Annotated in this window: 11 protein-coding genes; 3 read left to right on the forward strand and 8 right to left on the reverse strand. The window is 71.3% G+C overall.

Going from position 1 to position 11,520, the window contains the following annotated elements; genetic code table 11:
- Window positions 1-34 precede the first annotated feature (34 nt).
- The 5 genes from pgl to tkt form a co-directional block, all read right to left on the reverse strand.
- Window positions 35-823: a 6-phosphogluconolactonase gene (gene pgl / locus ACWDBE_RS09315; RefSeq protein ID WP_392878520.1), complete on the reverse strand. Its 789-nt coding sequence runs from the start codon at window positions 821-823 to the stop codon at window positions 35-37.
- The gene (gene opcA, locus ACWDBE_RS09320; protein ID WP_449789332.1) at window positions 820-1,929 is read right to left on the reverse strand and encodes a glucose-6-phosphate dehydrogenase assembly protein OpcA; all 1,110 of its coding nucleotides are present in this window, start codon (window positions 1,927-1,929) and stop codon (window positions 820-822) included. Before opcA ends, pgl begins: the two co-directional genes overlap by 4 nt.
- Window positions 1,926-3,482 (reverse strand): glucose-6-phosphate dehydrogenase, encoded by a 1,557-nt coding sequence (zwf, locus tag ACWDBE_RS09325; protein ID WP_449789421.1) that lies wholly within the window; start codon window positions 3,480-3,482, stop codon window positions 1,926-1,928. The genes opcA and zwf overlap by 4 nt, the downstream gene beginning before the upstream one ends.
- Window positions 3,483-3,543: 61 nt before the next feature.
- A complete protein-coding gene (tal, locus tag ACWDBE_RS09330; RefSeq protein WP_449789333.1) occupies window positions 3,544-4,686 on the reverse strand; it encodes a transaldolase in 1,143 nt (380 codons plus the stop codon).
- An 89-nt stretch (window positions 4,687-4,775) separates the two neighbouring features.
- On the reverse strand, window positions 4,776-6,875 hold the full coding sequence (gene tkt / locus ACWDBE_RS09335) for a transketolase (protein ID WP_449807621.1): 2,100 nt from the start codon (window positions 6,873-6,875) through the stop codon (window positions 4,776-4,778).
- A gap of 474 nt (window positions 6,876-7,349) precedes the next feature.
- On the opposite strand from tkt, the gene ACWDBE_RS09340 reads away from it, so the two are divergent.
- Complete coding sequence (locus ACWDBE_RS09340) at window positions 7,350-8,297, forward strand: heme o synthase (RefSeq protein ID WP_449789335.1); 948 nt, start codon at window positions 7,350-7,352, stop codon at window positions 8,295-8,297.
- A gap of 50 nt (window positions 8,298-8,347) precedes the next feature.
- Here the strand turns inward: ACWDBE_RS09340 and ACWDBE_RS09345 are convergent, their stop codons facing one another.
- The gene (locus ACWDBE_RS09345) at window positions 8,348-8,989 is read right to left on the reverse strand and encodes a DUF2461 domain-containing protein (RefSeq protein WP_449807622.1); all 642 of its coding nucleotides are present in this window, start codon (window positions 8,987-8,989) and stop codon (window positions 8,348-8,350) included.
- Between the two features lie 72 nt (window positions 8,990-9,061).
- Between ACWDBE_RS09345 and ACWDBE_RS09350 the strand changes: the two genes are divergently transcribed.
- Both ACWDBE_RS09350 and cutA read left to right on the forward strand, forming a co-directional pair.
- A complete protein-coding gene (locus ACWDBE_RS09350) occupies window positions 9,062-9,388 on the forward strand; it encodes a hypothetical protein (RefSeq protein ID WP_449789337.1) in 327 nt (108 codons plus the stop codon).
- A gap of 227 nt (window positions 9,389-9,615) precedes the next feature.
- On the forward strand, window positions 9,616-9,942 hold the full coding sequence (gene cutA / locus ACWDBE_RS09355) for a divalent-cation tolerance protein CutA (protein WP_449789338.1): 327 nt from the start codon (window positions 9,616-9,618) through the stop codon (window positions 9,940-9,942).
- A gap of 4 nt (window positions 9,943-9,946) precedes the next feature.
- On the opposite strand, the gene ACWDBE_RS09360 is transcribed toward cutA, so the two are convergent.
- Window positions 9,947-10,159, reverse strand: a complete 213-nt coding sequence (locus ACWDBE_RS09360) for a hypothetical protein (protein WP_449807623.1) — start codon at window positions 10,157-10,159, stop codon at window positions 9,947-9,949.
- A 222-nt stretch (window positions 10,160-10,381) separates the two neighbouring features.
- On the reverse strand, window positions 10,382-11,362 hold the full coding sequence (locus ACWDBE_RS09365; protein WP_449807624.1) for a COX15/CtaA family protein: 981 nt from the start codon (window positions 11,360-11,362) through the stop codon (window positions 10,382-10,384).
- Window positions 11,363-11,520 lie beyond the last annotated feature (158 nt).

The raw sequence follows: 11,520 nt of genomic DNA on the forward strand, positions 1-11,520 counted from the left end.
CGACGGTGGCGCCCTTCGGCGTTGCCGGATCCGGTTACGCGGAGGCCGGCGGGTAGAGCTGCGGCGGGATCCGCTCCGCGGCGGCGCGGTCCAGCAGCCACAGGGTGCGGCTGCGGCCGTACGCGCCGGAGGCGGGCGCCTGGAGCTCGCCGGGGCCGGAGAGGGCCAGCGCGACCGCGCCCGCCTTGTCCTCGCCGGCGGCCAGCAGCCAGACCTCGCGGGCGGTGCGGATCGCCGGGAGGGTGAGCGAGATGCGCACCGGCGGGGGCTTGGGGGCCCCGCGGACGCCGATCACGGTCAGCTCGGTCTCCCGCACGCCCGGGTGCTCGGGGAAGAGCGAGGCGACGTGGGTGTCCGGGCCGACGCCGAGCAGCAGCACGTCGAAGGCCGGGACGCCGAGCCGGTCGCCCGGCCCGGCCGCCTTCGCCAGCTCCTCGGCGTAGCGGGCGGCGGCGGCCTCCACGTCCGAGCCGTCCACCCCGTCCGAGGCGGGCATCTCGTGCACCCGCGCCGGGTCGAGCGGGACGGCGTCCAGCAGCTCGGCGCGGGCCTGGACGGCGTTGCGCTCCGGGTCGGCGGCGGGCAGGAAGCGCTCGTCGCCCCACCAGAGGTCCAGCCGGCCCCAGTCGACCGCGTCGCGCGCCGGGGAGGCGGCGATCGCGGCCAGCAGGGCGTTGCCGTTGCGACCGCCGGTGAGCACCACCGAGGCGCTGCCGCGGGCGGCCTGGGCGTCCACGATCCGGGTGATCAACCGGGCCGCGGCCGCCTGGGCCATCAGCTCCTTGTCCCGGTGGACGACCAGCTGCGGAGTCGCGTTGGTCATGCGCCTTCCTTGGTGGTGCGCTTGCCGGCGGCCCTGCGCGCGGGCTTGCGCTCCGCGGCCTCGGCGGTCACCCGGTCCGGGTTGGCCACGGCGGCCTCGGCGGCCTCCTCGACGGCGACCTCGGCCTCCTCGGCGACCTCGCGGGCGACCCTCTCGGCCGCCTCGGTCTCGGCGTTGACCGGTTCCTGCAGCCGCTCGACGGGCGTGCGCACGGCCGTCGCGTAGATGTCGTCCGGATCCAGGCGGCGCAGCTCCTCGGCGATCAGCTCCGAGGTCTCGCGCCGCTTGAGCGCCACCTGGCGGTCCGGCGAGCCGGGCATGGACAGCGTGCCCAGCAGGCCGTCCGGGCGGTCCAGGGTGATGTCCCCGTCCTTGGTGCGCAGGCGCACCGCGGTGATGCCGGGGCCGTTGGTGACGACCCGCTCGACCGGCACGCGCAGCCGGTTGGTCAGCCAGAGGCCGAGCAGCTCGACGCTGGGGTTGTAGGACTCGCCCTCGACGACCGCGGAGACGATCGTGGACGGCCGCTGGTCCAGCGCGGCGGCCAGCATCGAGCGCCAGCCGGTGATCCGGGTCCAGGCCAGGTCGGTGTCGCCCGGGGTGTAGCTCTGGGCGCGCTGGGCGAGCTGGCCGACCGGGGACTCCGCGGTGACGGCGTCGGTGATCCGGCGCTGGGCGATCGAGCCCAGCGGGTCCTGCGCCGGGTGGTGCGGCGCGTTGTCCGGCCACCAGACGACGGTCGGGGCGTCCGGCAGCAGCAGCGGCAGGACCACCGACTGGGCGTGCGAGGCGAGTTCGCCGTGCATCCGCAGGACGACCGTCTCGCCGGAGCCGGCGTCCGAGCCGACCAGGATCTCGGCGTCCAGCCGGGTCTCGGCCCGCGCCCGGGGCGAGCGCCCGGCGCGCTTGATCACCGCGAGGGTGCGCATCGGGTGCTCGCGGGAGGCGTCGTTGGCGGCCTTGAGGGCGTCGTAGGCGCTGCCCTCGTCGGTCACTATCACCAGGGTGAGCACCATGCCGGCGGCGCCGGAGCCGCGGGCCCGGCGCGCCTCCATCAGCGCGGCGTTGATCTTGCTGGACGTCGTGTTGGTGAGGTCGATCTTCATGGCCGGCGCCAGCTCCTGCCGTCTCGTGCGAGCATCTCGTCCGCCTCGACGGGGCCCCAGGTCCCCGCCGCGTACTGGGCGGGCTTGCCGTGGCTGTCCCAGTACTTCTCGATCGGGTCGAGGATCTGCCAGGAGAGCTCGACCTCCTGGTGGCGCGGGAACAGGTTGGCGTCGCCGAGCAGCACGTCGAGGATGAGCCGCTCGTACGCCTCCGGGCTGGACTCCGTGAAGGACTCACCGTAGGCGAAGTCCATCGTGACGTCCCGGACCTCGAAGGAGGTGCCCGGCACCTTGGAGCCGAACCGCACCGTCACGCCCTCGTCCGGCTGGACCCGGATGACCAGGGCGTTCTGCCCCAGCTCCTCGGTCGCGTAGGAGTCGAAGGGCAGGTACGGGGCGCGCTGGAAGACGACCGCGATCTCGGTGACCCGGCGGCCCAGGCGCTTGCCGGTCCGAAGGTAGAACGGGACGCCCGCCCAGCGGCGGTTGTTGATCTCCAGCTTGATGGCCGCGTAGGTGTCGGTCTTGGACTCGGGGTCGATCCCGTCCTCGTCCAGGTAGCCGACGACCTCCTCGCCGCCCTGCCAGCCCGAGGCGTACTGGCCGCGCACGGTGTGCCGGCCGAGGTCGGCCGGGAGCTTGACGGCGCTGAGCACCTTGAGCTTCTCGGCCACCAGCGCCTTCGGGTGGAAGGAGGCGGGCTCCTCGATGGCGGTGAGCGCCATCAGCTGCAGCAGGTGGTTCTGGATGACGTCACGGGCGGAGCCGATGCCGTCGTAGTAGCCGGCCCGGCCGCCGATGCCGATGTCCTCGGCCATGGTGATCTGCACGTGGTCGACGTACGACCGGTTCCAGATCGGCTCGAACATCTGGTTGGCGAAGCGCAGCGCCAGGATGTTCTGGACCGTCTCCTTGCCCAGGTAGTGGTCGATCCGGAAGACCTCGTCCCGGGGGAAGACCTCGTGGACGACCTTGTTGAGCTCCTGGGCGCTCTCCAGGTCGTGGCCGAAGGGCTTCTCGATGACCGCGCGGCGCCAGGAGCCCTGCGGCGGATCGGCCAGGCCGTGCTTCTTGAGCTGCTGGACGACGGTCGGGAAGAACTTCGGCGGGACGGACAGGTAGAAGGCGAAGTTGCCGCCGGTGCCCTGGGCCTTGTCCAGCTCCTCGATGGTCTCGCGCAGCTTGTCGAAGGCGTCGTCGTCGTCGAACGTCCCGTGGACGAAGCGCATGCCCTTGGCGAGCTGCTGCCAGACCTCCTCCCGGAACGGGGTGCGGGCGTGGTCCCGGACGGCGTCGTGGACCTCCTTGGCGAAGTCCTCGTCGTCCCACTCGCGGCGGGCGAAGCCGACGAGGGAGAAGCCCGGCGGAAGCAGACCGCGGTTGGCCAGGTCGTAGATGGCCGGCATCAGCTTCTTGCGGGACAGGTCGCCGGTGACCCCGAAGATGACCAGACCGGACGGCCCCGCGATGCGCGGGAGCCGTCGGTCGGAGGGGTCACGAAGCGGGTTGACGGCCGCGGGCGGGAGATCGTCCGCGTCCGATTCCGACGTCAACTCGGGGAAATCAGTGCTCACTTGATGGGCTCCGCTTTCGTGCGCTGGCTGTGAGCAGGGGTCACTTCTCGTCGGCGAAGGAGGCGAGCGAGGCGGTGACGGTGTCGAGCAGTTCATTCCAGGACTGCTCGAACTTCTCGACGCCCTCGTCCTCCAGGAGCTGCACGACGTCGTCGTAGTCCACGCCGGCGGCGGCGATCGCGTCCAGCACGGCCTTGGCGTCGGCGTAGTTGGGGACGATGGTGTTGCCGGTGACCACGCCGTGGTCGGCGGTGGCGTCCAGGGTGGCCTCGGGCATCGTGTTGACGGTGCCGGGGGCGACCAGCTCGGTGACGTACAGGGTGTCCGGCAGGGCCGGGTCCTTGACACCGGTGGAGGCCCACAGCGGACGCTGCGGCTTGGCGCCGACGGCCTCCAGGGCGGTCCAGCGGGCGTTGCCGGCGGTCTTGCCGTCGACGCTGCCGAAGACCTCCTCGTACGCCTGGTACGCGAGGCGGGCGTTCGCCAGCGCGGCCTTGGAACGCAGGTTCCTGGCCTCGCCGCCGATCTTGTCCAGGCGCTTGTCGATCTCGGTGTCCACGCGGGAGACGAAGAAGGAGGCGACCGACTCGATCTGGGAGAGGTCCAGGCCCTTGGCCTTGGCGGCCTCCAGACCGGTCAGGTAGGCGTCGATGACGGCCTTGTAGCGCTCCAGCGAGAAGATCAGCGTGACGTTGACGCTGATGCCCTTGCCGATGACCTCGCTGATCGCGGGCAGGCCGGCCTTGGTCGCGGGGATCTTGATGAAGACGTTCGGGCGGTCGACCAGCCACCACAGCTGCTTGGCCTCGGCCACGGTGGTGGCGGTCTCGTGCGCCAGGCGGGGGTCGACCTCGATGGAGACCCGGCCGTCGCGACCGTTGGAGGCGTCGTAGACGGGGCGCAGCACGTCGGCCGCGTCGCGCACGTCCGAGGTGGTGATCATGCGGATCGCCTCGTCGGTGGTGACCTTGCGGACGGCGAGGTCGCGCAGCTGGCCGTCGTAGGAGTCGTCGCCGGCGCCGGCGATGGCCTTCTGGAAGATGGTCGGGTTGGTGGTCACGCCCACCACGTGCTTGTTCTGCACCAGTTCGGCCAGGTTGCCGGAGTTCAGCCGCTTGCGGCTGAGGTCGTCCAGCCAGATCGCAACGCCTTCGTCGCTGAGGCGCTTCAGTGCGTCAGTCATGGTGCTTCAGTCCCTTGTTCTTCTTGCTTCGTGGGGTGGTCGGAGGGGGCCGCGTGCCCGCGTGCGGGCGGGCACGCGGCCCGGAGCCGCTAGCGGTTGACGGCCTCGAGGGATCGCAGGGCGTTGTGGGCCTCGGCCACCACGCGCTCGGCGGTGATGCCGAACTCCTCGAACAGCACCTTGTAGTCGGCGGAGGCGCCGAAGTGCTCCAGCGACACGATCCGGCCGTGGTCGCCGACCAGCTCGCGCCAGCCCTGGGCGATGCCGGCCTCGACCGACACCCGGGCCTTGACCGACGGCGGCAGCACGCTGTCGCGGTAGGCCTGGTCCTGCTCCTGGAACCACTCGAAGGACGGCAGCGAGACCACCCGGGTGGCGATGCCCTCGGCCTCCAGCGCCTCGCGGGCCTGGACGGCCAGCTGGACCTCGGAGCCGGTGCCGAGCAGGATCACCTCCGGAGCCCCGGTGGAGGCCTCGGCCAGGATGTAGCCGCCCTTCGCGGTGCCCTCGGCGGAGCCGAAGACCTCGCGGTCGAAGGTCGGCACGCCCTGGCGGGTCAGCGCCAGGCCGACCGGGCCGGGGTGGCTGGTCTGGCGCTCGATGACGGTGCGCCACGCGACGGCGGTCTCGTTGGCGTCGGCCGGGCGGACCATGGCCAGGCCCGGGATGGCGCGCAGCGCGGCCAGGTGCTCGACCGGCTGGTGGGTCGGGCCGTCCTCGCCGAGGCCGATCGAGTCGTGCGTCCAGACGTAGGTGACCGGCAGCTTCATCAGCGCGGCCAGGCGGACGGCCGGGCGCATGTAGTCGGCGAAGACCAGGAAGGTGCCGCCGTACACGCGGGTGTTCCCGTGCAGGGCGATGCCGTTCATGGTCGAGCCCATGGCGTGCTCGCGGATGCCGAAGTGGATCGTCCGGCCGTAGGGGCTGGCCGACTTCAGCGGGTTGCCCTCGGGGAGGAAGGAGCTGTCCTCGTCGATGGTGGTGAGGTTGGACTCGGCGAGGTCGGCCGAGCCGCCCCACAGCTCCGGGATCACCGCGCCGAGGGCCTTGAGGGTGTCGCCGGAGGCCTTGCGGGTGGCGACGTCCTTGCCGGCCGGGAAGGACGGGACGGCCTTCTTCCAGCCCTCGGGCAGCTCGCCGGCCCGGATCCGGTCGAACTCGGCGGCGGCCTGCGGGTGGGCGGCGCGCCAGGCGTCGAAGCCCTGCTGCCACTGGTCGCGGGCGGCCTTGCCGCGCTTGATGACCTGGCGGGCGTGCTCGATGACCTGGTCGCTGACCTCGAAGGTCTTCTCCGGGTCGAAGCCCAGGACCTTCTTGGTGGCGGCGATCTCGGCGGCGCCGAGCGCGGAGCCGTGCGCCTTGGCGGTGTTCTGGGCGTCCGGGGCCGGCCAGGCGATGATGGTGCGCATCGCGATCATCGAGGGCCGGGAGGTCTCGGCCTTGGCCGCGGCCAGCGCCTCGGCGAGGGCGGCCACGTCGATGTCGCCGTTGGCCTTCGGGGCGACCCGCTGGACGTGCCAGCCGTACGCCTCGTAGCGCTTGAGGACGTCCTCGGAGAAGGCGGTGTCGGTGTCGCCCTCGATCGAGATGTGGTTGTCGTCGTAGAGGGCGACCAGGTTGCCCAGCTTCTGGTGGCCGGCCAGCGACGAGGCCTCGGCGGAGATGCCCTCCTCCAGGTCGCCGTCGGAGACGATGGCCCAGATGGTGTGGTCGAACGGGGACTCGCCGGCCGGGGCCTCGGGGTCGAACAGGCCGCGCTCGTAGCGGGCGGCCATCGCCATGCCGACCGCGTTGGCGATGCCCTGGCCGAGCGGGCCGGTGGTGGTCTCCACGCCGGCCGTGTGGCCGTGCTCGGGGTGGCCGGGGGTGCGGCTGCCCGCGACACGGAAGGCCTTGAGGTCGTCCAGCTCCAGGCCGTAGCCGGAGAAGTAGAGCTGGGTGTAGAGAGTCAGGCTGGTGTGCCCGGGGGAGAGGACGAAGCGGTCGCGCCCGACCCAGGACGGGTCGGTCGGGTCGTGGCGCAGGAACCGCTGGAAGATCAGGTACGCCGCCGGGGCCAGCGACATGGCCGTCCCGGGGTGTCCGTTGCCGACCTTCTGGACGGCGTCCATGGCCAGGACCCGCGCGGTGTCGACCGTGCGCTCGTCCAGATCGGTCCACTCGAATGCGTTCGTCGGCGCAGTGCTCACCCTGTCTCAGGGCTCCTTCCGTTGTGAAGAGTGACCCCGTGAATGGGGACCGGGTCGGCCACGGCGCTGTGGTCCCGACGTTGGGTGGTGCCGGTCACGGAGGGTAGATCCCGCTTCTGCGTGCGAGCCTACCGTCCGGGTCACGGCTCACCCTCCGTGCTGGGACAACCGGCAATTCCGCACGCAGATTCCCACTGGGACGGTCGGGCTGGATTTGTCCCAGACTCTCCCGATTCGCGGCCCCGCGCCGCTCCGGTGGTCAGGACGGGCGAGCGGGCCCCGGCAGAGGCCCCCCGGAGGGCCCCGACGACCCCGCCCGGGCGGTTCACCCGGGGGTGTGCGTTACGCCTCGCCGGGGGACCCCGGAGCCGGATGCGATATATGGAGCGTCTATGGTGTCGTGGTACGCGCAGAGCGGACGATTCGGGACCCTTCGTTCCTGTGGACGCCTGCGAAGATTCATCTTCAGTTGGGGTGTTAGTGACCGCCGTCGAAACCCGTCCCGCCGGGGTCACCGGGGCGACTCCTGCGCGCCGGCCCTTCGGGGCCCGTGTCGGCGCGTTCGTCGCACTGACCAAGCCGCGGATCATCGAGCTGCTGCTGATGAGCACCGTGCCGGTGATGTTCCTGGCCCAGCAGGGCGTGCCGAACATGCTGCTGGTGCTGAAGGTCGTCGTCGGCGGCTACCTCTCGGCGGGCGGCGCCAACGCCCTCAACATGTACATCGACCGGGACATCGACGCGGTCATGTCGCGCACCGAGCGGCGCCCGATCGTCACCGGGATGGTCTCGCCGCGCGAGGCGCTGGTCTTCGGCGTCGTGCTCGCGGTGGTCTCGACCCTGCTGCTGGGCTACGGGGTCAACTGGCTGTCCGCCTGGCTGGCGCTGGGCGCGCTGCTGTTCTACGTGTTCGTCTACACGCTCGGGCTCAAGCGGCGCACCTCGCAGAACATCGTCTGGGGCGGCATCGCCGGCTGCATGCCGGTGCTGGTCGGCTGGTCCTCGGTGACCAACTCGGTCTCCTGGGCCGCGGTGGTGCTCTTCCTGGTGGTGTTCTTCTGGACGCCGCCGCACACCTGGGTGCTGTCGATGAAGGTCCGAGAGGACTACGAGCGGGCCGGCGTTCCGATGCTGCCGGTCATCAAGGGCAACGTGGCGGTCGGCAAGCAGGTCGTCGCCTACTCCTGGGTGATGGTGGCGGTCTCGCTGGCGCTCTGGCCGCTGGGGCACATGAGCTGGCTGTACCCGGTCGCCGCGGTGCTGCTGGGCGGGGCCTGGCTGCGCGAGGCGCACGCGCTGTACGGGCGGGCCAAGGCCGGGATCGTGGGCGCGAAGCTCAAGGAGATGCGGCTGTTCCACTGGTCGATCACCTACCTGTCGCTGCTGATGGTGGTCTGCGCGATCGACCCGTTCGTCAAGTAGAGACTTATGAGGAGAGCCCCGGTCCAGGCGGACCGGGGCTCTTCGCGTTCTCAGCGGGCGGGGAGCTCGGAGGGGCCGACGTGGCCGTCCAGCCAGTCCCGCAGCGGTTGGGAGGCGTGCAGGAAGCCGGTGATCCGGGTGTACGCGGCGCGGGTGCCCAGCCACTTCGCGGGCTCCCAGTCCTGCCAGGCCACCAGGCCCTTGTGGCGCAGCAGCTCGATCCTGGGGTGGTCCCTGGGGTAGCCGCGCGGGGCCGACTTGAGGCTGTCCCGGCCGTGCACCTGCGGGCCGGCCCGCTCCACCCGGGCGATCACCCGTTCCAGCTCGGCGCCGCTCACGTCCTCGGCGACGGCGGCGCGGTAGCGCTCCAGCTGGTCCGGGGCGAGGTGGTAGAAGCCGTTGCCGCAGGCCAGGCCATCGGCGGAGAGCTGGATGTAGCCGCCGCTCTCCAGGTGCGCGCCGATGTGGGTCTTGTACGGGGACTTGTCGGCGCTGAACCGGACGTCGCGGTTGGGCCGGAAGATCTTCCCCGACCCGAACTCCGGCTCCAGTTCGGCGAGCAGGTGCTCCATCGGGGTCCGTACGGCGTCCTCGTACTGCCCCTTGTGGGCCTGCCAGAAGGTCTTGGAATTGTCGGCTTCCAGCTGCTCGTAGAAGTCGAGCGCCTCGGCCGGCCAACCGGAGAAGGTCACTTCTCCAGTATGTGGCCCGGTGCACAGGGCGCTCCCGTCGCCAGCGCCGCTACCGGTGGGTAGCATGCGGGCATGAGCAGCGTTGAGACCGCCACCGCGCCGGACGCCCGTACCGAGCGCCGTGCCAAGCGCATCGCCAAGAACCTGACCAGCTTCGCCCGGCAGCACGGGGGCAGCGCCGACGCGGTCGTCGAGTACGTCGGCGCCGTGGCCACCCGGATCGTCGTGGTGGGCGCGGACGGCGCCTGGGGCGACCAGGTGGCCCCCAGCTACGCCGTGGGCAAGCGCGCCGCCGAGCTGGCCGGGCTGACCCTGCACGACGACTTCGAGGGCGAGCTGGGCCTCAAGGTGAAGACCGGCCCGTACGAGTGGAAGCGCATGGCCGGCATCCAGATCTGACCGGCCCTGCGGTACGACGAACGGCCCGGTTCCCCCGCCTGGGGGAACCGGGCCGTCGTTTCGGATGGGGAGGTTCCAGCCCGGCCCGTCCTCGCTTTCGATCCACACGCGCTGGCTGGGTCGCGAGACGGTGATCCCGAAACTCCGGTGTAGCCGGGTGGGAACCGGCCGATGGCCTCGCCGGTAGGTAGTCGTGAGCCTTGCCCCACCCCCGTACGCTCAAGCTCATGCCGAACCGTGACTTCATCGTGGTGACCACGACCCATGACGATGAGACCAAGGCCCGTGAGCTTGCCGCCGCAGTGGTGCGGGACCGCCTCGCGGCCTGCGCGCAGGTGTACGCGATCAACTCCGTGTACTGGTGGGACGGCGACGTGCAGAACGAGGGCGAGTGGCGGATCGACTTCAAGACCCGCGCGGACCTCGCCGACCGGCTGGCAGCCCGGATCGGTGAACTCCATTCCTACGACACCCCAGAGATCATCGGAGTCCCGGTGGTCACCGGATCGAACGCGTATCTGGACTGGGTGAACGCCGAGACCACCGCCAGCTGAGCGCCTACCCGAGCGCGGCCCGGATCTCCTCGCGGAGGTGCCGGGCCGCTGCCGTCTCCGGCAACTGCTCCGCGAGCGCGGCCAGCCGGACGCGGCCCATTGTCGTCTCGCTCTCCACGGTTGCTGCCAGGGCCCGTCGGCCGATCTCCACGGCTTGGTCGACGGCCCCGGCGGTCAGGTACCCGGTGGCCACGTCGCCGAGCACCGCAACGCGCATCTTCCGGTCATCCTCGCCCAGGTCGGTGAGCGCCTGATCGGCTGCCGCACCGAGCCCGTTCGCTCACCTTCAGCCGGATCACCCTCGTCCGATCCGTGTCCTGGATGCGCTGCGGGACGGCACGCCACGAGCATCCGGACGCACGACGGGCGACAGCTGCTGTGACAACACGGCGAAGGCCCCATCGGGGGATGGGGCCTTCGCCGTGAGTCTCGCTTCTGCTCAGACCGAGGCGGGCTGCGGGGTCTGGGCGGGGAGCTGGTCGGCGACCTGCTCGGTCCCGCGGGTGCGCAGGGCGAGGGGGACGCGCAGGGCGGCGATCCAGGTCAGCGCTGCGAGGAGCATGTGCAGGCCGACCATCAGCTCGGGGGCGTCGGTGAAGTACTGGATGAAGCCGAGCACACCCTGCAGCAGCAGGACGGCGAGCAGCTCCTTGGCCCGGGCGCGGGCGGGCTGCGGCGCCTTGACGGCGGCGAAGACGAAGATCACCGCGATGGCCAGGCCGACCGAGACGAACGCGAAGTCGGCGTGGAACTGGGCGAGGCGGTCGTAGTCGATCGGGATGCGCGGGACGATCTTGTTGTCCTTCGGCGTGCCCGGGTGGTGGCCGGCGCCGGTCACCAGGGTGCCGGCCGCGACGAGCAGGCCGATCACGGTGACCAGGACGTGCGAGAGCTGGTGGATCGGCCGGGCCACGGACAGCTGCGCCGGGCCGTCGCCCTCCTTGGACCGCTCCCACATCAGCAGCGCGACCCAGACCAGGGCCATCGCGGCGATCATGTGCAGTGCCACGGTGTACGGGTTGAGGCCGGTCAGCACGGTGATGCCGCCGAGCACGGCGTTGCTCATCACCAGCCAGAACTGCGCCCAGCCGAGCTTGGTCATGCTGCGCCGCCAGGGCCGGTGGCAGCGGGCGGCCAGGATCGCCCAGCCGACGGCGGCGCTCAGCACGTAGGTGAGCATTCGGTTGGTGAACTCGACGACGCCGTGGAAGCCCATCTCGGCGGTGGGCGTCAGGCTCTCGTCGGTGCAGCGGGGCCAGGTCGTACAGCCGAGGCCGGAGGCGGTGAGGCGGACGGCGCCGCCGGTGACGACGATCACCACGCTCATCACCAGCGCGGCGAACGCGGCGCGCCGGACCATCTCGGCGGATGGCTGCCAGCGCTCGGCGAGCAGGGAGAAGGGGTTAGGCACGGGGTCCATCGTAGGCGGCCTTACAGGCGATCTTGGGGCGGGGCGCGGGCGGTGGCGGCGGCCCGGTGCGGGCGGTGCAGCGGTCGGTGGCCGCCGACACGCAGGGGAGCGACACGCGGACAAACCAGGGCGGTTCGGTCAAGGGGCGAATTGGTCTTGACCAATCA

The organism is Kitasatospora sp. NPDC001132, assembly GCF_053598415.1.